This is a genomic window from Streptacidiphilus jeojiense, from assembly GCF_000719095.1.
GTDB classification, from domain to species: Bacteria; Actinomycetota; Actinomycetes; order Streptomycetales; family Streptomycetaceae; genus Streptacidiphilus; species Streptacidiphilus jeojiensis.
Genome location: NZ_JOEH01000048.1, coordinates 44,249 through 65,015, shown reverse-complemented (window position 1 = coordinate 65,015; position 20,767 = coordinate 44,249). Strand labels below are relative to the sequence as shown.

16 protein-coding genes, 1 pseudogene and 2 riboswitches are annotated in these 20,767 nt (G+C 72.3%); of the genes and pseudogenes, 11 read left to right on the top strand and 6 right to left on the bottom strand.

Going from position 1 to position 20,767, the window contains the following annotated elements:
• The first annotated feature begins 23 nt into the window (after window positions 1-23).
• The 3 genes from IF29_RS42885 to IF29_RS0139110 all read left to right on the top strand — a co-directional run bounded on the left by IF29_RS42885 (window position 24) and on the right by IF29_RS0139110 (window position 3,171).
• A complete protein-coding gene (locus IF29_RS42885) occupies window positions 24-716 on the top strand; it encodes a MerR family transcriptional regulator (RefSeq protein WP_084715501.1) in 693 nt (230 codons plus the stop codon).
• Between the two features lie 59 nt (window positions 717-775).
• Window positions 776-1,477, top strand: a complete 702-nt coding sequence (locus IF29_RS0139115) for a SanA/YdcF family protein (RefSeq protein WP_084715500.1) — start codon at window positions 776-778, stop codon at window positions 1,475-1,477.
• Window positions 1,478-1,653: 176 nt separating this feature from the next.
• On the top strand, window positions 1,654-3,171 hold the full coding sequence (locus IF29_RS0139110) for a DNA polymerase IV (protein ID WP_030266481.1): 1,518 nt from the start codon (window positions 1,654-1,656) through the stop codon (window positions 3,169-3,171).
• A 7-nt stretch (window positions 3,172-3,178) separates the two neighbouring features.
• On the opposite strand, the gene IF29_RS46630 is transcribed toward IF29_RS0139110, so the two are convergent.
• Window positions 3,179-4,459 (bottom strand): PRC and DUF2382 domain-containing protein, encoded by a 1,281-nt coding sequence (locus IF29_RS46630; RefSeq protein ID WP_063757722.1) that lies wholly within the window; start codon window positions 4,457-4,459, stop codon window positions 3,179-3,181.
• Window positions 4,460-4,618: 159 nt separating this feature from the next.
• Window positions 4,619-4,710, top strand: a riboswitch (glycine riboswitch).
• A riboswitch (glycine riboswitch) is annotated at window positions 4,711-4,814 on the top strand. It begins immediately after the preceding riboswitch.
• A gap of 53 nt (window positions 4,815-4,867) precedes the next feature.
• Between IF29_RS46630 and gcvP the strand changes: the two genes are divergently transcribed.
• Window positions 4,868-7,744 (top strand): aminomethyl-transferring glycine dehydrogenase, encoded by a 2,877-nt coding sequence (gcvP, locus tag IF29_RS0139095; RefSeq protein WP_030266475.1) that lies wholly within the window; start codon window positions 4,868-4,870, stop codon window positions 7,742-7,744.
• A 97-nt stretch (window positions 7,745-7,841) separates the two neighbouring features.
• Here the strand turns inward: gcvP and IF29_RS0139090 are convergent, their stop codons facing one another.
• Both IF29_RS0139090 and IF29_RS0139085 read right to left on the bottom strand, forming a co-directional pair.
• Window positions 7,842-8,033: a DUF5999 family protein gene (locus IF29_RS0139090; RefSeq protein WP_030266472.1), complete on the bottom strand. Its 192-nt coding sequence runs from the start codon at window positions 8,031-8,033 to the stop codon at window positions 7,842-7,844.
• 253 nt (window positions 8,034-8,286) lie between these two features.
• Window positions 8,287-8,868, bottom strand: a complete 582-nt coding sequence (locus IF29_RS0139085; RefSeq protein WP_232242827.1) for a hypothetical protein — start codon at window positions 8,866-8,868, stop codon at window positions 8,287-8,289.
• A 382-nt stretch (window positions 8,869-9,250) separates the two neighbouring features.
• Here IF29_RS0139085 and IF29_RS0139080 point away from each other — a divergent pair, with 382 nt between their 5' ends.
• The 4 genes from IF29_RS0139080 (at window position 9,251) to IF29_RS0139065 (ending at window position 14,132) form a co-directional block, all read left to right on the top strand.
• The gene (locus tag IF29_RS0139080) at window positions 9,251-10,777 is read left to right on the top strand and encodes a glutamate-cysteine ligase family protein (RefSeq protein WP_030266464.1); all 1,527 of its coding nucleotides are present in this window, start codon (window positions 9,251-9,253) and stop codon (window positions 10,775-10,777) included.
• A 193-nt stretch (window positions 10,778-10,970) separates the two neighbouring features.
• Window positions 10,971-11,750, top strand: a complete 780-nt coding sequence (locus IF29_RS0139075) for a CPBP family intramembrane glutamic endopeptidase (protein ID WP_030266461.1) — start codon at window positions 10,971-10,973, stop codon at window positions 11,748-11,750.
• Between the two features lie 89 nt (window positions 11,751-11,839).
• Complete coding sequence (locus IF29_RS0139070) at window positions 11,840-12,397, top strand: hypothetical protein (RefSeq protein ID WP_030266458.1); 558 nt, start codon at window positions 11,840-11,842, stop codon at window positions 12,395-12,397.
• A gap of 217 nt (window positions 12,398-12,614) precedes the next feature.
• On the top strand, window positions 12,615-14,132 hold the full coding sequence (locus IF29_RS0139065) for a hypothetical protein (RefSeq protein WP_030266456.1): 1,518 nt from the start codon (window positions 12,615-12,617) through the stop codon (window positions 14,130-14,132).
• A gap of 61 nt (window positions 14,133-14,193) precedes the next feature.
• On the opposite strand, the gene IF29_RS0139060 is transcribed toward IF29_RS0139065, so the two are convergent.
• Together IF29_RS0139060 and IF29_RS0139055 are read right to left on the bottom strand one after the other, a co-directional pair.
• A complete protein-coding gene (locus IF29_RS0139060) occupies window positions 14,194-14,877 on the bottom strand; it encodes a response regulator (RefSeq protein WP_030266452.1) in 684 nt (227 codons plus the stop codon).
• Window positions 14,878-14,901: 24 nt separating this feature from the next.
• Window positions 14,902-16,227 carry a sensor histidine kinase gene (locus IF29_RS0139055; protein ID WP_030266449.1) on the bottom strand — a complete coding sequence of 442 codons (1,326 nt, stop codon included), beginning with the start codon at window positions 16,225-16,227 and terminating at the stop codon, window positions 14,902-14,904.
• 231 nt (window positions 16,228-16,458) lie between these two features.
• On the opposite strand from IF29_RS0139055, the gene IF29_RS0139050 reads away from it, so the two are divergent.
• The 3 genes and pseudogenes from IF29_RS0139050 to IF29_RS45600 all read left to right on the top strand — a co-directional run.
• Window positions 16,459-17,157 carry an ABC transporter ATP-binding protein gene (locus IF29_RS0139050; RefSeq protein ID WP_030266446.1) on the top strand — a complete coding sequence of 233 codons (699 nt, stop codon included), beginning with the start codon at window positions 16,459-16,461 and terminating at the stop codon, window positions 17,155-17,157.
• Window positions 17,154-19,553, top strand: coding sequence for an ABC transporter permease (locus tag IF29_RS0139045; protein ID WP_232242825.1), 2,400 nt, complete (start codon window positions 17,154-17,156; stop codon window positions 19,551-19,553). The genes IF29_RS0139050 and IF29_RS0139045 overlap by 4 nt, the downstream gene beginning before the upstream one ends.
• Before the next feature lie 98 nt (window positions 19,554-19,651).
• Window positions 19,652-20,146, top strand: a pseudogene (locus tag IF29_RS45600) (PadR family transcriptional regulator); the annotation flags it as partial.
• Here the strand turns inward: IF29_RS45600 and IF29_RS48295 are convergent.
• Entirely contained in the window at window positions 20,094-20,759 is a 666-nt protein-coding gene (locus IF29_RS48295; RefSeq protein WP_051726617.1) for an HAD domain-containing protein, read from the bottom strand. The pseudogene IF29_RS45600 and the gene IF29_RS48295 sit on opposite strands and share 53 nt — an antisense overlap.
• Window positions 20,760-20,767: the final 8 nt, after the last annotated feature.

Genomic DNA, 20,767 nt, shown 5'->3' with positions numbered 1-20,767 from the left:
GGACAAGTGGAACGGAGGGCCGTGTGAGCAGCACCGGTGACGGCACGGCCGCAGGTGGTTCCTGTCCGCTCCACCCGGCGAGACACGCCCCGCAGCGGTCGATGCGGGCGGCGCGCGGCGGCTGGGAGGCCCTTCCGGCCGTCGTCCCGCAGCAGGGCGGTGCCGGGCCCGAGGGGCCCGGTCACGCGGCGGACGGACCGGAGGAGACCGCCGACCCGGCCTCCGGGCTGATCGGCTACCGCGGCCCCACCGCGTGCGCGGCGGCCGGCATCACCTACCGCCAGTTGGACTACTGGGCCAGGACCGGGCTGGTCGAGCCCAGCGTCCGGGCCGCGCAGGGTTCCGGCACCCAGCGGCTCTACGACTTCCGCGACGTGCTGCTGCTGAAGGTGGTCAAGCGGCTGCTGGACGCCGGCGTCTCGCTGCAGAGCATCCGTGCCGCGGTGGAGCACCTGCGGACCTGCGGGATCGCCGACCTGTCCGGGATCACGCTGATGAGCGACGGCGCCTCGGTGTACCAGTGCACCTCGCCGAACCAGCTGGTGGAGCTGCTCCAGGGCGGTCAGGGCGTCTTCGGCATCGCCCTGGGCGCGGTCTGGCGCGAGCTGGAGGGCTCGCTGGGCCGGCTGCACGGCGAACGCGCCGACACCGGGGAGACCCTGGTCGGCTTCGACCCCGGCGACGAGCTGGCACGACGGCGCAACCGCGCGGGCTGACCGCGCGTCCGCAGTGATCAGAGCCCCGGGGAGGGGCTCGGGGAGCTGTGGGGTGGCGGATGGCGCTGGGACGGTTGCGGGAGCGGTCGCGGTCGGGGCTGCGGGCAACGGCACGGGCGCTGCGGACCAGGCGCGGGCAGCGCTGGGCCTTTCGGATCGTGGCGGCCGCGGTGTTGTTGGCGCTGCTGCCGTCGGCCTGGCTCTACGTCGAGGAGGGGCAGCGGCTGCGCACCGTCGCCGACGCCCCGTCCGAGCCGGTCGCGGTGGTCTTCGGGGCGGGGCTCGACCAGGGCGTCCCCTCGCCCTACCTGGCGCACCGGCTGGACGCGGCGCTGGCCCTCTACCGGGCCGGGAAGGTGCAGGCGCTGCTGGTCACCGGCGACAACGGGCGCACCGACTACGACGAGCCGGACGCGATGCGGACCTACCTGCTGCAGCACGGGGTCCCGGCCGACCGGGTGGTCCGCGACTACGCCGGGTTCGACACCTGGGACTCCTGCAGCCGGGCCCACCGGATCTTCGGGGTGGACCGGGCCCTGCTGGTCACCCAGGGCTTCCACGTCCGCCGCGCGCTCAGCATGTGCCGTGCGGCAGGCATCGACGCCTACGGGATCGCCGTGGACGAACCGCATGACGCCACCTGGTACTACGGCGGGGTCCGGGAGCTGCCTGCGGCGGGGGAGGCGGTGCTGGACGCGGTGCTGAAGCCGGCGCCTTCGTTGCTCGGGCCGAAGGTCACGGCGTTGGCGCGGTGGCGCTGAGGGGTTCTCGGGTGCGGCGTGTGCATGGTTTGTCGCGCAGTTCCCCGCGCCCCTGAGGTTGTGCAACTGAGCCAGTTGCAGCCCCCTAGGGGCGCGGGGAACTGCGCGACAAACCATCTACGGCCCGCAGGCAAGATCAACGCTCCGTTGTCAGTGGTGTCGGCGACGATAGGAGCATGCGGTCCGTGCCATCGATCCTGCACCTCGACATGGACGCCTTCTTCGCTGCGGTGGAGCAGGCGTCCAAGCCGAGCCTGCGCGGAAAACCGGTGGTGGTCGGCGGCCTCGGCGGCCGCGGGGTCGTCGCCACCGCCTCCTACGAGGCGCGGGTGTTCGGGGTGCACTCGGCGATGCCGATGGCGCAGGCGCGCCGCCGCGCGCCCAACGCCGCCTACCTCATCCCCAGGTTCGAGCTCTACCGCCAGGTCAGCGATCTGGTGATGGGCCTGCTGCGGGAGCTCTCCCCGCTGGTGGAGCCGCTGAGCCTGGACGAGGCCTTCGTGGACCTGGAGGCCGGCCCCTACGGCGAGCTGCTGCGTGAGGGCTCGGTCGAGGAGGGCGTCGAACTGGTCCGCGCCCTGGGCGAGGACCTGCGTGCCGACATCCTGGCCGCGGTCGGCCTGACCGCCTCGGTCGGGCTCTCCGGCACCAAGTTCCTGGCGAAGATCGCCTCCGAGCAGGCCAAGCCGGACGGACTGGTACTGATCGAGCCCGGCCGCGAGCGGGAGATACTCGATCCGCTGCCGGTGCGGGCGCTGCCCGGGGTGGGTCCGGCGACGGCGGAGACCCTGCGCAGGCTGGGACTGACCCAGGTCTCCCAGATCGCGGCCACCCCCGAGGACGAACTGGTACGGCTGCTGGGGCGGGCCCACGGGGCCGGCGTGCACGCGCTGGCGCTGGGGCGGGACGAGCGCGCCGTGGTGGCCGAGCGGGACGCCAAGTCGGTGTCGGTGGAGGACACCTTCGAGGTGGACCTCGGCGACCGGGAGCTGATCCGGGCCGAGCTGGACCGGCTGGCCGACCGCTGTGTGCGGCGGCTGCGCGCGGCGGCGCGGTCCGGGCGGACCGTGGTGATCAAGGTGCGGCTGTTCGACTTCACCACGCTGACCCGGTCCGAGACGCTGCTGTCGCCCACCGACGACCCTCTGGTGATCTCGGCGATCGCCCGGCGGCTGCTGGAGCAGGTCGAACTGACCGGCGGAGTACGGCTGCTGGGCGTCGGCGTGTCCGGTCTCGCGGACTTCACCCAGGAGGACCTGTTCGCCCAGGCCGAGCGGGAGGCCGCCGAGGCCGCGGCGGCGGGCTACCCCGACGGCGGTTCGGAGCAGGATCCGGAGGCGGCTCACGGGGCGGAGGCCGCTTACGGGGGCCCGGACGGGCCACGGGCGTTCCACCCGGGTTCGAGTGGCGGAGAGCGCTCGTCGCTCCCCGGGGGATCGGAGCACCCGGGCGGCGTCGGCACGCTGCTCACCGTGCGGCGCTGGATGCCGGGCCAGGACGTCCGGCACGCCGAGCTCGGTCACGGCTGGGTCCAGGGCAGTGGGGTGGGCCGGGTGACGGTGCGCTTCGAGACGCCCTGGGGCGAGCGGGGGCCGGTGCGCACCTTCTCGGTCGACGACCCGGAACTGGAGAAGGCCGACCCGCTGCCACTGGTGCGCGGGTCGGCCCTCGCCGACGGGACTGCCGAGGTCTGAGCGGGCGTCAGGCGCCGATGGCGTGGCCCGGGAGGTCGGGACGGCCGGGCGCGGGCGGAGGCGTGGAGGGGGCGGCGGTCGGGGCCTGACCCACCGGCGCCTGGCCGGGGGCCTGCCCGCCGCCGGGCACCGGGGTCGGTCCGGCCGGGCGGGTGCTGTCCTGCACCTGGATGTGCTCCCGGTGCAGCTCGTCCCGGACGATCTCCTCCTCGGTGAACCGCTCGGTGACCAGGCGGATCCGCTCGACCGGGACGACCGCCTTGCGGACCACCACCCGCTGCTCGTGGAGGGTGACCTCCTCGGTGCTCTCGGTGATCTCCTGGTCCGTCAGCTGGGCGCGCTCGTCGGCGCCGACCGGGACCCGCTCGACCCGGATCCGCTCGCGGATCACCGGAACCCGGCGCTCCACCTGCTCGGCCGTCACGTACTTGCGCAGCCGGGCCTTGCCGAGGACGCGCCACTCGGTGGAGATGTCCAGCCGCTCCTCGCGGCAGACGAACTCGATCGGCTCCGGGACGCCGGCCTGGGCGGCGCGGGTCGCGGCCGCCGCGGTGCCCGGCAGCGGACCGGTGAGCGGGTCCGGCTGGTCGGCGCGCTGGTCCGTCTTCTGCAGCGACGGGGCCGGCTCGGCGGGGACCGAGGGCCGGGCCGCGGCGGCACCGGACGCACCGGTCGCTGCCGCGGTGGGCGGGACCGAGGTGGTCTGGGCCGGCGGCGGGGCCATGAACGCCGCGGTGCGGCTGGTGTCGGCGGTGGGGGTGGACCCGGTCGCCGTGGTGGTGGCCGCGGCGGCTGCGGCGGCCGTCACCACCGGCATGGCCTGCGTGGCCGCGGGCGCGGCGGGGGGCACGACCGGAGAGGCCGGGGCAGTGGGAGTCGCCGGGGCGGTGGGAGCCGCAGCCGCAGGGGCCGGGTCCTTAGCGCCGCCGGAACCGGAGCCGGAGCCGCTGCCCGAACCGCTGCCGCTGCCGCCGCCGGGGACCTCCAGGCCGTAGTAGCGGTAGAGCTGCAGTTCCTGCTCCGGCGAGAGGTGCTGACCCACGCCGAAGTCCGGGGAGTCCTTCACCTGGGACTTGTCGTAGGGGATCCGCAGCTCGTCGCTGACGAACTCGCTGGTGGCCAGCGGCACGAAGGCGTCCCGACCGAACAGCCCGGTGCGGACCGCGGCCCACTCCGGCTTGCCCGTCGCGTCGTCGAGGTACACCTCGTCCACGGTGCCGATCTTGTCGCCGTTGCGGTCAACGGCCTTGTGGCCGATCAGGTCCCTGGGGTCGATCTCGGTCTGCACGGGCGCGTCCACTCCTCGCGGCGGAAAGATGACATATGCGATCAACTCATACGAAAAGGCATAAAGATCGATTTGTCGAATGCCTACCGCCGTTACGGGTGTGTCACTGCTCCATTCGATGCACCCGGGGATCACGCTGATAGGCTGACGGCGACCGGTCGAGTGCGCGCGGGAGAGACCGTGCACCTCTGCGGCGCCGAAGGAGCAACTCCTCCCCGGAAACTCTCAGGCATCCGTACCGCGCGCGCGAGGTCACTCTGGAAAGCGGGGCCCGTCCGTGAGGGTCCACACCGACGGTGAAAGCCGGCTGTCCCTGGCCGGTGAAGCTCTCAGGTTCCATGACAGAGGGGGAGGTCGTCCCGGCACGCCCATCGTGCCAACCGGGTCCGACCAGGAGGCTCTCCCGCCATGACGTCCCCCTTCCACGAGCGGCCCTTCGAGCAGCGCCATATCGGTCCCGACGCCGACGCGCAGGCCAAGATGCTGGCCCAGGTCGGCTACAGCAGCCTGGACGAGCTCACCGCCGCCGCCGTCCCCGCGGCGATCCGCAGCCTGGAGGCGCTGGACCTGCCGGGTGCCCGCTCCGAGGCCGAGGTGCTGGCCGAGCTGCGGGCGCTGGCCGGGCGCAACCAGGTGCTGCGCCCGATGATCGGCCTGGGCTACCACGGCACCTTCACCCCGCCGGTGATCCTGCGCAACGTGCTGGAGAACCCCTCCTGGTACACCGCCTACACCCCCTACCAGCCGGAGATCTCCCAGGGCCGGCTGGAGGCGCTGATCAACTTCCAGACCGTGGTGTCGGACCTCACCGGGCTGCCCACCTCGGGCGCCTCGCTGCTGGACGAGGGCACCGCCGCCGCCGAGGCCGTGGCGCTGGCCCGTCGGGTCGGCAAGGTCAAGGGCGGCGTCTTCGTCATCGACGCCGACGCCCTGCCGCAGACCATCGCGGTGATCCGGACCCGCTGCGAGCCCACCGGCGTGGAGACCGTGGTCGCCGACCTCAGCGACGGCATCCCGGCGGAGGTCGCCGAGCGCGGCGTCTTCGGCGTGCTGCTGCAGTACCCGGGCGCCTCGGGGGCCGTCCGCGACCTGGCGCCGGTGATCGAGCAGGCCCACGGTCTGGGCGCGGTCGTAGCCGTCGCCGCCGACCTGCTGGCGCTGACCCTGATCGCCTCGCCCGGCTCGCTCGGCGCCGACATCGCCATCGGCACCACCCAGCGCTTCGGCGTCCCGATGGGCTTCGGCGGCCCGCACGCCGGCTACATGTCGGTGCGCGCCGAGTACGCCCGCAGCCTGCCCGGACGCCTGGTCGGCGTCTCCGTCGACGCCGACGGCAACCGCGCCTACCGGCTGGCGCTGCAGACCCGCGAGCAGCACATCCGCCGCGAGAAGGCCACCAGCAACATCTGCACCGCGCAGGTGCTGCTCGCCGTGATGGCGTCGATGTACGCGGTCTACCACGGCCCGGACGGGCTGAAGGAGATCGCGCTGCGCACCCACCGCTACGCCGCCGCGCTGGCGCAGGGTCTGCAGCAGGGCGGCGTGGAGATCCTGCACGACGCGTTCTTCGACACCGTCACCGCGCGGGTCCCCGGCCGCGCCGCCGAGGTCGTCGACTCGGCCCGGCTGGCCGGGGTGAACCTGCGTCAGGTCGACGCCGACACGGTCGGCATCAGCTGCGACGAGACCACCACCGCGGCCGATCTGGCCGGGGTCTGGACCGCCTTCGGCGTGCACGCCGCCGCGGGTGACCTGGAGGCGCTGAACTCGGCCGCCGGCGAGGTGCTGTCCGGCCCGCTGCTGCGCACCGACGACTACCTGACCCACCCGGTGTTCCACGGCCACCGCTCCGAGACCGGCATGCTGCGCTACCTGCGCAGGCTCGCCGACAAGGACTACGCGCTGGACCGGGGCATGATCCCGCTGGGCTCCTGCACCATGAAGCTCAACGCCACCACCGAGATGGAGGCGATCACCTGGCCGGAGTTCGCCGACGTCCACCCCTTCGCCCCCGAGCACCAGGCCGCCGGGTACCTGACGCTGATCCACGAGCTGGAGGACCGGCTCGCCGAGCTCACCGGCTACGACAAGGTCAGCCTGCAGCCCAACGCCGGGTCGCAGGGCGAGCTGGCCGGGCTGCTCGCGGTCCGCGCCTACCACCGCGCCAACGGCGACACCGGCCGCGACGTCTGCCTGATCCCCTCCTCCGCGCACGGCACCAACGCCGCCAGCGCGGTGATGGCCGGGATGCGGGTGGTGGTCGTGAAGACCCTGGTCGACGGGGACGTCGACGTCGAGGACCTGACCGCCAAGATCGAGCAGCACCGGGACCGGCTCGCGGTGCTGATGGTCACCTACCCGTCCACCCACGGCGTGTTCGAGGAGAACATCGCCGACATCTGCGCGGCCGTGCACGACGCCGGCGGCCAGGTGTACGTCGACGGGGCCAACCTCAACGCCATGGTGGGCCTGGCCAAGCCCGGGCGGTTCGGCGGCGACGTCTCGCACCTGAACCTGCACAAGACCTTCTGCATCCCGCACGGCGGCGGCGGCCCCGGCGTGGGTCCGGTCGCGGTGCGCTCGCACCTGGCGCCGTACCTGCCGAACCACCCGCTGCAGCCCTCGGCGGGTCCGGAGACCGGCGTCGGCCCGATCTCGGCGGCGCCCTGGGGCTCGGCGGCGATCCTGCCGATCTCCTGGTCCTACGTCCGGCTGATGGGCGGCGAGGGGCTGAAGCGGGCCACCCAGGTCGCGGTGCTCAGCGCCAACTACATCGCCAAGCGGCTGGCGCCGTACTACCCGGTGCTCTACACCGGCCCGGCCGGGCTGGTCGCGCACGAGTGCATCATCGACCTGCGGCCGCTGGCCAAGGCCGCCGGGGTGAGCGTGGACGACGTCGCCAAGCGGCTGATCGACTACGGCTTCCACGCGCCGACGATGTCGTTCCCGGTGGCCGGGACGCTGATGATCGAGCCCACCGAGAGCGAGGACCTGGGCGAGATCGACCGCTTCTGCGAGGCGATGATCGCCATCCGTGGGGAGATCGACAAGGTCGGCGCCGGGGACTGGCCGGTCGGGGACAACCCGCTGGCCAACGCACCGCACACGGCCGCGGTGCTGGCGGCGGGGGAGTGGGAGCACCCGTACACCCGTCAGGAGGCGGTGTTCCCGGGCGGGTTGAACCCGGCGGAGAAGTACTGGCCGCCGGTGCGTCGGATCGACGGGGCCTTCGGGGACCGGAACCTGGTGTGCTCGTGCCCTCCGCTTGAGGACTACGAGGGGTAGGACGCACGGCAGGGGCGCGGGGAGCTGTTCGGCCGGCGGGTGCACCTTGGTGCGTGGCTGGTCGCGCAGTTCCCCGCGCCCCTTTGGGGCGCTGCTGCTATGCCGCTGCGGCGAGGGTTCGGTGGGGGGCGATCACCCGGCCGTCGGGGAGGATCTCGCCGGTGTCCTCGAACAGGAGGACCCCGTTGCACAGCAGGCTCCAGCCCTGCTCGGGGTAGCTGGCCACGACGACGGCGGCCTCGCGGTCGGTGGAGTCGGCCGACGGGCACTCAGGACGGTGCTGGCACATAGCTCGTACCCTCGATTCGCAGTTGCTGGTCACCGCGCGGTCCGCTTCGGAAGGTGTGAACCGCCTGCTTCCCGGGTAGAAGCTGAAGCCGCCCGCGCTGGTTCCCAGTGTCGACGGACGGGGACGCTCCCGCAGCCATTTGGTGACATGCGTCACCGGACTCGGGTACGGACCACCCTTTCGGACGCCGGGACGCACCGAAGTGACCATGCTCGGCATGGTCACTTCGGGTGAGAGGCGGGGGAGCCGGTACTCAGGTGGTCACGGTGAGCAACCGACTGCCGCCGAGGGAGAGCAGCGACAGCAGCTCGTCCGCGTCGTGCGGCAGGTGCGCGGTCACCCCGAGCGGCGCGGGGGCCAGCGGGATCAGTACGTCGGCGCTCTGTGCCCGGTCGAGCACCGGGTGCAGCCAGAGCGCCGTCATGTAGTGGCCGGGCACGGAGAGCAACCGGGGCAGGAACACGGTCGGTGACCCCGCGGTGTGCTTCTGGGCCTGCCGCAGCGCCCGCAGGGTGGCCAGCGGGTAGGGGCCGCCGGCGAAGTGCGAGAAGGTGTGCCCTCCCTCCGCGACGCGGGTCTCGGCCGCCGCCACGACCTCCTCGCCGTCCATGACCAGGAAGCGCCAGCCGGTGCGCGTGGTCTCGGCCAGGGCGTCGGCGCTGGGCGTCGCCACCGTCGCGGTCGCCGGATCGAGGAGATGGACCGGGAGTGCGTGGGAGGCCACGAGGACGCCGCCGCGGCGGCGTCCGGCAGTGCTGTGCAGCGCGCGGACCGTGGTCGGGGAGTCGATCGCGGCGCGGACGGCTCGCAGGGCGGCGGCGGGGGGCTGGGGCATCGTCAGTGGCATGAGGGATCGCCTCTCAAGGCAGAGACAGGCGGAGCGGGGGACGTACGGCGGAACCTTCGGTGCGGAGGGGAGGGCACCGGGCTCCGGGAGTGCTTCAGACGCTGTAGCGGTGATTCGATCGTGTGCTCGATGCGGACGAGCGGTTCGGACGAGCTTGCGGACAGAGGCATTCGTACTCACCCGTGGGGGCGATTCTATACGAACGGATGCGCGCCGTGACTCTTCTACTACCCACCGTGTGTGGCCGCAAGGCGGGTTCGAGAACGTTCGTACACACAAGGTGAGGTTGGCACATGCCCCGTCTGCGGGCTATCGATCTCCAGGCTGGGCATGATGCCTGCGCTGACGCCGACCGAGGAGGACACCGCGCATGGGGGAGAAGGTCGCCGCCGCCGGCTCTGATCTGGCGGACCGCCAGCTCTACCGGAGGAAGCTCCGACAGTGCCTGGAGGCACTGGAACTGATGCTGGGTGAGCGGCGCTTCGACCGTCCGAGAGCGGTGATGGGCCTGGAGATCGAGCTCAACCTGGCCGACGAGTCCGGGCACCCGGCGATGCTGAACGAACAGGTGCTGGCGGCCATCGCCAGCGGCGACTTCCAGACCGAGCTGGGCCGCTTCAACATCGAGGTCAACATCGCCCCGCACCGGCTCGGCGGCCGGGTGCTGGAGACCCTGCGCGAGGAGATCGACACCGGGCTGCGCTACGCCGACCGCAAGGCGGCCGAGGTCGGGGCGCGGATCGTCACCGTCGGCATCCTGCCCACCCTGACCAGCGACCACGCGGTGCTGGACAACATGTCCAGGGGCGACCGCTACCAGCTGCTCAACGACCGGATCCTGGCCGCCCGGGGGGAGGACATCGCCCTGGACATCGACGGGGTGGAGCGGATGCGGGTCGACTCGGTCTCCATCGTCGCCGAGGCCGCCTGCACCTCGCTGCAACTGCACCTGCAGGTCACCCCGGACCGCTTCGCCGCGGTCTGGAACGCCGCCCAGGCGCTGGCCGGGCCACAAGTGGCGCTCGGGGCCAACTCGCCGTTCCTGTTCGAGCGGGAGCTGTGGCGGGAGACCCGGCCGATCCTCTTCGAACAGGCCTGCGACACCCGTCCGGCGGAACTCAAGGTCCAGGGCGTGCGGCCGATCACCTGGTTCGGCGAGCGCTGGATCGACTCGCCGCTGGACCTGTTCGAGGAGAACCTGCGCTACTTCCCCTCGCTGCTGCCGATCTGCGACGACGAGGACCCGCTGAAGGTGCTGACCGCCGGCGGCATCCCGGCGCTGCGCGAGCTGAGGCTGCACAACGGCACCATCTACCGCTGGAACCGGCCCGTCTACGACGTCGCCGAGGGAGTACCGCATCTGCGGGTGGAGAACCGGGCCCTGCCCGCCGGTCCGACGGTGGTGGACACCCTCGCCAATGCGGCCTTCTACTACGGACTGGTACGTGCTCTCGCGGACCAGCCGCGACCGGTGTGGAACCGGCTCCCCTTCGCGCTGGCCGCGGAGAACTTCCACCAGGCGGCCCGGTACGGCCTGGACGCCGCGCAGTGGTGGCCGCGCGGCGGACGCTTCGGGGCGCGCGGACCGGCCGTGCGCGCCGGGGGCGGGGTGTCCCAGGTGCCGGTGCGGGAACTGGTCCGCGAGGAGCTGCTGCCGCTGGCCGGGCAGGGGCTGGACGCCTGGGGCCTGGAACCGGTGGACCGGGACCGCTACCTGGGGATCATCGAGGACCGCTGCCGGACCGGGATGAACGGGGCGGCCTGGCAGAGCGCCGTCTTCCACGACTTGCGGGACCGCGGCGGGCTGGACCGCAGGACCGCGCTGGAGCGGATGACGCTGCGTTACATGGAGCTGATGCGGCTGGGCGAGCCGGTGCACACCTGGCCGGTGCGCTGACGGCGGCAGGCTCAGTCCGCTGTGCGATGATCGTCCGAATCGACCGTTCAGCCAGCGCCCGCGTGGGAGACGACACCCCGTGACCACTCCGCTTCGCCTCGTAGAGCTCGCCCGCATGAGGATCGCCGGCTGGGGGTCGCACGGGGATGCCGGGGGGCGTCCCCCGGGGGGTTGGAGCAACGGCGAGGACAGCATGCCCACCCAGCTGCCCGCGCCGGTCCGGCTCACCCGCAGGCTGATGGGGCTGGAACTGCTGATCGTGCTGGGGCTGTCGTTGGGCGCCAGCGGTGTCAGCGCACTGATCAGCTTCATCGGGTCGCTGACCGCGCCGGCCGCGCTCAACACCCAGACCGCGACCCTCAACGGTTCACTGGCCCCGGGGCGTCCCTGGCTGGACCTCAGCTGGCAGCTGTTCGACATCGCCACCCCGCTGGTGCCGGTGGTGCTGGTCGGCTACCTGCTGCTGCGCGAGGGCGCGTCGCTGCGCTCGCTGGGCTTCGACCTCACCCGGCCCGGCTGGGACTTCGGCCGCGGGGTGCTGATCGCCGCCGGCATCGGCGGCTCCGGGCTGCTGCTCTACCTGGGCGCGCGGGCGGCCGGCTTCAACCTCACGGTGATCCCCAGCTCGCTGCCGGACGTCTGGTGGCGCATCCCGGTGCTCATCCTCTCCGCCGCGCAGAACGCGGTGGTGGAGGAGGTGATCGTGATCGGGTACATGATCCGCAGGCTGAGCATGCTGGGCTGGTCCTGGCCCGCGATCGTCGCCGCCAGTGCGCTGCTGCGCGGGTCGTACCACCTCTACCAGGGGGTGGGCGGCTTCGCCGGGAACGTGGTGATGGGCGTGATCTTCTGCCTGCTCTACCGGCGCTGGCGCCGGGTCGCGCCGCTGGCGATCGCGCACACGCTGATCGACACGGTCGCGTTCGTCGGGTACGTGCTGCTGGCCGGGCACGTGAGCTGGCTGCCTACCTGAGGCGCACTGCCGTACCTGTTCGCTGACGGCTCATCGCCGCTCGGGTCAGAAGCCTTGGCCAGACCTTGTAATCATGTAATGGTGATTTCATGACTGGTAGCGGCAAGACCGGGGAGTCGGTGGCGGCGTGGTTCGCCGAGCGACTGCCCGAGGGGCTGTTCGAGGAGGCGCCGGAGATCCAGGCCGACCGTGAGGAGATCACGGTGGTGGGCCGGATTCCGGCAGGGGAGTCCGCGGAGCGGGCGGTGGGCGAGTTCCGGGAGCGGACCCGGGGCGAGCGGATGTCGGTGGCCAAGGAGGCTGAGCGGCGCTACGGGCGCAAGGTCTCCTGGGGCGTGCTGCACGGGGACCAGCGGGTGATGTTCACCCACCTCGCCGTGCCGGCGATGACCCGGCTGCGGCAGCCCGAGCGCCAGGTGCTGGACACCCTGGTGGCCGCGGGCGTGGCCCGCAGCCGCAGCGATGCGCTGGCCTGGTGCGTCCGCCAGGTCGGTGCCAACGCCGACGCCTGGCTCGGTGACCTGCGGGACGCCCTGCGGCACGTCCGCGAGGTGCGCGAACAGGGACCCGATGCGGCGGGATCCGGCGCGGCGGGACCCGACGCGGCGCCGGAGGCCGAGGCTCCGTCGGACACTCAGGCGGAGTGAGACCAGGCGCACCGATCGAGCCGCCGGCGCTGTCAGCGCCGGCGGCTTTCCTGTGGATTCGGGCAGGCGTCAAGCTGCGACCTGCGATGTCATGAGATCGTCAAGAATCTTTAACCCACGAGACCTATCCACCGTCGGGTCTACGCGCGAATACTCCGAGTCTACGCGCGGATACCCCTGTCCGACGCGTCGTCAACTCCAATCGGAGGAAGCACTCATGACGGGTGTTGGTAAGGACCGGCGGCTGGTCGCCGTGTTCGCCGCAGCGATCACGATCGGTGCCGGACTGGTGGGCGTCACCGTGGTCGCCCCCACCGCGCACGCGGCCACCAAGTACAACGTGCTGTTCGACGACGGCCACGCGGAGACCGCGGGCAACGCCGACTGGATCATCAGCACCAGCATGCCCGACCCGTTGGCCCAGAACACCAGCCCGTCCGTCGAGACCGACTGGACCGGGGCCCTCTCCAGCTGGGGCGTCGCCCTGCAGAAGACCGGCTCCTACAGCCTGAAGACCACCACCAGCGCGCTGACCTACGGCACCAGCGCCTCCCTGGACCTCAGCAACTTCAACGAGGTCGTCATCGACGAGCCGAACACGCTGTTCACCGCGGCGGAGAAGACCGCGCTGATGAACTTCGTGAAGAACGGCGGCGGTCTGTTCCTGATCTCCGACCACACCGGCAGCGACCGCAACAGCGACGGCTACGACTCCCCGGCGATCATCAACGACCTGATGACCAACAACACCGTGGACAGCACCGACCCCTTCGGCTTCTCGGTCGACCTGCTGAACATCGCCTCGGGCACGCCCAAGGCCATCAGCGACTCCACCAACCCGGTGCTGAACGGCAGCTTCGGCACGGTCACCGGCAGCGACTTCTACAACGGCACCACCTTCACGCTCACCCCGGCCGACAACTCAGCGGTCAAGGGCCTGCTCTACCGCAGCGGCTACAGCGGCAACACCGGCGCCTTCTTCGTCACCAGCGGCTTCGGCTCCGGCAAGGTCGCCATCTGGGGCGACAGCTCGGACGTCGACGACGGCACCGGCCAGTCGGGCAACACCCTGTACGACGGGTGGAACGACACCACCGCCACCAACGCCGCCCTCGCGCTGAACGCCACCGCCTGGCTCGCCGGCGCGAGCGGCTCCACCTCCACCGCCTCGGCGAGTGCCTCGGCCAGCGCCTCCGCGAGCACGTCGGCCAGTGCGAGCGCCTCGGCGAGTGCTTCGCCCACCTCGACCGGTAGTTGCGCCTCCAGCCAGCTGCTCGGCAACCCCGGCTTCGAGACCGGCTCCGCCTCGCCCTGGACCGCCAGCACCAGCAGCAACATCTACAGCGGCACCAAGGAGCCCGCCCGCACCGGCAGTTACGACGCCTGGCTGGACGGCTACGGAACGACCACCACCAACACGCTGTCCCAGTCGGTGACCCTGCCCAGCGGCTGCTCCAGCTACGCGCTCAGCTTCTACCTGCACATCGACACCGCGGAGACCACCACCAGCACGGCCTACGACACCCTGAAGGTGCAACTGCTGAACAGCTCCGGCACGGTGCTCTCCACCCTGGCCACCTACTCCAACCTGAACGCCGCCTCCGGCTACACCCAGCGCAGCTTCAGCCTGGCCTCCTACGCCGGACAGACGGTCACCCTGAAGTTCACCGGTGCCGAGGACAGCGTCGACCAGACCTCGTTCGTCCTGGACGACACCGCCCTCAACGTCGGCTGATCCCGGTCGGCGCGGGCCGTGCCACTCGGTGGCCGGCCCGCGCCGGAACCCCAGACAGGACCTAGGCGTCGGTCGTCGCGGCGCCGGGGGAGATCAGGCCGGTCTCGTAGGCCAGGACCACGGCCTGGACCCGGTCGCGCAGGCCCAACTTGGAGAGGATCCGGGCCACATGGGTCTTCACCGTGGTGGCGCTGAGAGTGAGCCGGTCGGCCAGTTCGGCGTTGCTGAGGCCGGTGGCCAGCAGTCGCAGCACCTCCAGCTCACGGGGTGTCAGTTCGGACAGGTCGCGGTGCCGGGTCGCCTTGACCTCGTCCCGGGGTGCGAAGCGCTCGATCAGCCGGCGGGTGATGGTCGGGGCGAGCAGGGCGTCGCCGGAGCGGACCAGGCGGACCGAGGCGACCAGGTGCTCGGGGGTGACGTCCTTGAGTAGGAAGCCGCTGGCGCCGGCGGTCAGCGCCGCGTAGACGTAGTGGTCCAGGTCGTAGGTGGTGAGGATGAGGACCCTGGTCCCGTCCGATCCACCGGCCATGATCTGCCGGGTGGCCTCCAGGCCGTCCAGTTCGGGCATCCGGATGTCCATCAGGACCACGTCCGGCCGGGTGCGCCGGACCGCGGCGACGGCGTCCGCGCCGTTGGCGGCCTCGGCCACCACTTCGATCCCGTCGGCCGCCAGGATCATCCCGAAGCCGGTGCGGACCAGCGCCTGGTCGTCGGCGATGACGGCGCGCAGGGGCGGTTGGGTCACGCGGTGCTCCTCATCCGGTGTGCCTCATGCCGTGCTCGAAGGGGTGTGTTCCAAAGGGATGCGGGCCTCCACCCGGAAGCCGCCGTTGATCGTACGCCCTGCGTCAAGCGTGCCGCCGTAGACGGCGAGCCGTTCGCGCAGGCCGAGCAGGCCGCGGCTGTTTCCGGTCAGCGACTGGAACCCCGGGGTGCCGCCGGTGTCGACCACCTCGATCTCCAGCACCCCGGCGGAGTGCCCGATGGTGACCGAGGAGGCCGCGCCGACGGCGTGCTTGATGGTGTTGGTCAACGCCTCCTGGACCACCCGATAGGCCGTCAGATCGATTCCGGACAGCAGTGGTTCGGACGGCAGCGACACCGACACCGAGACCGGGGTCCCGGCCGCGCGGACCCGGTCGACCAGCGGGGTGAGCTGGCCCAGGCCCGGCTGCGGCACCAGCTCCTCCGCGGTGGGACGGCCGTCCCTGAGGTCCTTCGGCCGGCCGCCGGTGCCCGAGGCCGCCAACAGGCCCATGACGTGCCGGAGTTCGGCCATCGCCGCGCGCCCCCCGGCCTCGACGGCGAGCATCGCCTCCTTGGCCATCTCCGGGGAGGTGTCCAACACGGTTCGGGCCGCTCCGGCCTGAATGACCATCACGCTGACGTTGTGGGTGACCACATCGTGCAGCTCGCCGGCGATCCGGGAGCGCTCCTCCTCTACGGCCTGGCGCATCGCCGTCTCCTGGGCCTGCTGGATCTCGGCGATCCGGAGCTGGGTGGCGGCCACCCGGGCCCGCCAGAACCGGGCGGTGCCACCGATCAGACCGAGGACCAGCATCAGGATGAGCATCGGCGGCACGGCCGTGTCCGCGTTCTGGAACATGGTGGTCGCCAGCAGCGCGGCCAGCAGGAGACTGCCCAGCACCGGGATCTGGTTGCGGCTGTGCAGGACCGCCGCGCAGATGGCGATCCCGCTGATCAGCAGGGTGACCACGACCGGCAGGAAGTAGTCGCTGCGCAGGGCGATCAGCACCACCCAGAAGGCGACCAGCGGGTACCGCCGCCGCGCCGCCAGGGCCAGGGCGGCCACCGCGCCGGCCAGGTAGTGGTGCCAGTCCGGGGTGAGCGGGACGGCCGTCAGGTCCACCGGCTGCGGCGGGACCGGAGCCGTCGGTGGGAACGGATACGCGGTGACCGGCCCCTGCCAGGTGATCACGGCGTGGCGCATGGAGAGCAGCACGAGGACGGTGAGCAGAACCGCGAACACCGCGTCGGCCCGCCGGGACCAGCGCGGCAGCCGGACGGCCTGCCCCTCGGGACGCAGTACGGTGCGCAGATATCGGCGCAGGTCGCGCCCTCCTACCAGTTCCATGGGGCCATTCTGCGGCCGTTCCGGCCGCGGGCGCATCCGTCTTGCTGATCACCCCGGACGCCGGGGGATGTACATCGCAGGGATGACCCCGGGTGGAGTCGTCCGCGTGGCCGACGAAAGGTCGCTTCGACGGCCGACGCGGCCCGACTGCCCGCGCTCCTAACGTCGTTGCCGCCGGGGGAGAGCCGCGGCGACGACAACACGGACGAGACGACAGGGACGGGCCCGGCAATGGCGAATGTGATCGAACTGGAAGGCGTGGTCAAGCGTTACGACAGCGCCGGCGCACCGGCACTGGGTCCGGTGACGCTGACCGTCGCCGAGGGCGAGGCCGTGGCGGTGACCGGTCCCTCGGGCAGCGGCAAGTCGACCCTGCTGAACCTGGTCGCGGGGCTGGACCGGCCTTCCGAGGGCCGGGTGTCCGTCGGAGGGCTGCAGATCGACGGACTCGGCGAGAAGGCGCTGGCACGCTTCCGCCGCGAGCGGATCGGGATGGTGTTCCAGTTCTTCAACCTGCTGGACGACCTGACGGTGCGGGACAACATCCTGCTCCCGGCCCAACTCGCGGGCAGCGCACGGGGGAAGGCCGCCACCAGGGCGGCCGAGCTGATGGGCGTGCTGGGTATCGCCAAGCACGCCGACGCCTACCCGGGCCGGCTGTCCGGCGGCGAGCGGCAGCGGGTCGCGGTGGCCAGGGCGCTGGTCAACCGCCCGGCCCTGCTGCTCGCGGACGAGCCGACCGGGGCGCTGGACACCGCGTCGGGGCACGAGGTGCGGCAGTTGCTGGTCGATCTGCACCGCAGCGGCCAGACCGTGGTCCTGGTCACCCACGACCTGGTTCTCGCCGAGGCCTGCGCCGAGCGGACCATCCAACTGGTGGACGGGCACGTCGCGGTGGACCGCAGCAGGAACGCGGAGGTCGTCCGATGAGCGCCGGGTGGATGCGGCGGGGCCGCAGCGGCAGCGGAGGCGGGCGGATCAGGCTGGGCCGGGTCGGCCGACGGCGGGTGCAGACCATCGTGATGACCCTGTCCGTACTGATGGCGGTGGCCTCGGCGGTGGTCGCCGGGTCGCTGATGGCGAGCGCGTCGGCACCGTTCGACACCGCCTTCGCCCGGCAGCACGGAGCGCAGCTGACCGCGCAGTTCGACGAGGGCCGGGCGACGGCCGAACAGATCGCGGCCACTGGGCGGCTGGCCGGGGTGACCGCTAGCTCGGGCCCGTACCAGGTGGCGCAGATCGACCCGCCCGGTCCGGACGGCGCCGACCTCCAGCAGACCGAGACCGTCGTCGGACGGGCCACGGCCGGTGGCGGCGTCGACGACGTCACCCTGCGGTCGGGGCGCTGGGCGTCCAAGCCGGGGGAGATCGTGCTCTCCACGGACGCCAACTCGGTGGGGCCGGACACCAGGCTCGGCACCACGCTGAAGACCTCCGGTGCGGCCGGCAGCCCCACCCTGACCGTGGTCGGCCTGGCCTCGTCGGTCACCGACAGCGCGGACGGCTGGGTGGTCCCCGCCGAGATCGACGCGCTGCGCACGGCCGGTGCGGCGACCAGCGCGCAGATGCTCTACCGCTTCAGCTCCGCGGCGACCACCGCCGAGGTGAACGCGGACCGGGCCGCGATCGCGGCGGCCCTGCCCAAGGGCGCGATGGTGAGCGCACAGTCCTACCTGGACGTGAAGCTGGCGGCCGACGAGAACACCGCGCTGTTCGTGCCGGTGATGCTGGCCTTCGGAGTGCTCGGCCTGCTGATGTCGGTGATCATCATCGCCAGCGTGGTCAGCGGGGCGGTGGGCGCGCAGATCCGCAGGATCGGCATCCTGAAGTCGATCGGACTGACGCCGGGTCAGGTGGTCCGGGCCTATCTGGCGCAGGCGCTGATCCCGTCCAGCGTGGGCGCGGTGATCGGGGTGGTGCTCGGCAATGTGCTGGCGATGCCGCTGATGGGCGACACCGCGCAGATGTACGGGGGCAGTGCCTCCGCGGTGACCTGGTGGATCGACCTGGCCGTGCCGGCCGCCGCGCTGGTCCTGGTCGCCGTGGCGGCGCTGGTGCCGGCCCTGCGGGCGGGCCGGCTGCGTACGGTGGAGGCGCTCGCGGTGGGACGCGCGCCGCGCACCGGCCGGGGGCGCTGGGCGCAGCGCCTCGCGGCCCGGCTGCCGCTGCCCAGGGCGGTGACGCTGGGACTGGCCGCGCCCTTCGCCCGACCGGTCCGCTCGGCGGCGCTGCTGGCCGCGGTGGTGTTCGGGACCACGGCGGCCACCTTCGCCATCGGGCTGACCTCGTCCGCCAGCGCGGTGACCACCGCGCGGCACCCGCAGGGCAGCATCCCGGTCTCGGTGTTCCTCGGCGGTGACGGACCGGCGCCGGTCGCCGCGGGCGGCAGCGCTCCGGCGCAGGCGGATCCGGCGAAGGTACGGGCGGCCATCCTGGCCCAGCCGGGCACCGCGGCGGCCATCGGGCAGAGCCAGGGGACCGTCAGCGTGGCCGGCGGCACCGGGACGATCCGGGTCCGGCTCTACCAGGGGCCGTCCTCCGCCGAGGCGTTCGCCCTCATCTCCGGCCGCTGGTTCCACGGCCCCGGGGAGATCGTGGTGCCCACGCACTTCCTGACCACCACCGGTACGAAGGTCGGCGACACCGTCACCCTGGTCGACCAGGGCGTGCAGGTGCCGGTGCGGATCGTCGGCGAGGACTTCGACCCGGGCAACGCCGGGCTGACCATCAACACCGACATGGCCACGCTGGCCGGGGCCCAGCCCGGGCTGCACCCGGTCTTCTACGACGTGGTGCTCAAGCCGGGCACCGAGGTCGCGGCCTACACCAGCGGGCTCCGCACCGCCCTGCAGTCCAGCGGCGTGCAGGTCGAGGCGAACGAGACGGAGCACGTGAGCCCGGTCGTGGTGGCCTTCGACGCGATGTCGGTGCTGCTGACCCTGATGCTGGTCTCGGTGGCCGGGCTCGGGGTGCTCAACTCGGTGGTCCTGGACACCCGGGAGCGGGTGCACGACCTGGGGGTGTGCAAGGCGGTCGGGATGACGCCCGGTCAGACCGTGGCCCAGGTGCTGTCCTCGGTGGTGGGGGCGGGGCTGGTCGGTGCCGCGCTCGGCGTCCCGATCGGGCTGGCGCTGCACGACTACATCATCCCGGTGATGATGCGGACCGCGGGCAGCGGCACCCCGTCGCAGATCGAGGACGTCTACGGACTGCTGGAGCTGGTCCTGCTGGGCGTGGGCGGGGTGGCCGTCGCGGTGTGCGGGGCGATGCTCCCGGCCGGATGGGCGGCGAAGGCCCGGACCGCCACGGCGCTGCGGACCGAGTAGAAGATCTTGAGATTCGGCCTTGCCGAACGACTACTACCGATATATCGTTGAGGCATCGAGACCACTCGATAGAAGTCGTTCATGAAAGGACGAAGATCATGCGTACAGGAAATCCATTCGAAGAAGGCGCGCAGCCCGAAGGCCGACCCGGCCGGGGCGGGCGCGGAGAACACGGTCACCGGGGGCGCGGTCCGCGCGCCGAGTTCCGTCAGGCGTTCGGCGGGTTCGGCCCGCCCCCCGGAGGTCCCGGCTTCGGTCCGGGACCGTTCGGACCCGGTTTCGGCCCCTTCCGGGGCGGAGGCCCCGGTGGGCGCGGCGGCCGTCACGGCGGCCGGGCCCGGCGCGGCGACGTCCGCGCATCGCTGCTGGCCCTGCTGAAGGACCGGCCGATGCACGGCTACGAGATGATCCGCGAGATCGCGGAGCGCTCGGGCGGCAGCTGGAAGCCCAGCCCTGGATCGGTCTACCCCACCCTCCAGATGCTGGAGGAGGAGGGACTGATCAGCAGCGAGGAGACCGGCGGCAAGAAGCTGTTCCAGCTCACCGACACGGGTCGGGCCGAGGCCGACAACGGCCCGGAGGCCCCGTGGGAGGGGGGGGGGGCCCCACCTTTGCCCACGGGGGGGGGAGCGGGGGGCCGGGGCCCGGGCGGACCCGGAAGGACGGCGGCCCGCCCCGGGCCTCGCTGTCCCGCAGCACGGTGTCCGGGATGAGGTCGTCGACCCAGGCGAAGGGCCGGCCCGCGGCGTGCCGCACGATCGGCAGCCAGTCGCCGCCCGCCCGTCGGCCCACCGGTACGAACGGCAGCTCGGGCAGTTGCAGCAGCGGCGCGATGCAGAGATTGGCGTAGGCCTCCCAGGTGCTGGCCCAGACGAGCTGGTAGACCTCGGCGAGTTCGCGCAGCCAGGTACCGTGCCGGGCGGATATCAGCACCGTGCTGCCCTGGATCCGGTAGATCGTGAAGTCGCCCTCGGGGCGCGGGCAGACCGGGTTGAGCACGCCGTCGACGTCCAGGTACAGCAGCGGCTTGTCGGTGCGGGCCGGTCCGCCGGCCGGGGATCGGCCGGCGCGGCGCGGCGCTGGTAGGGGATCGATGGAGGGCTCCGGGAACGGCGGCGGCGCGGCACGGGTGTGGCCGTTGTGGTGTCCGACGTGTCGCGGACGGCGGTGGTTGCGGTCGATCGGGGGCGCGGAGGGTCCTCGCACGCCTGGTC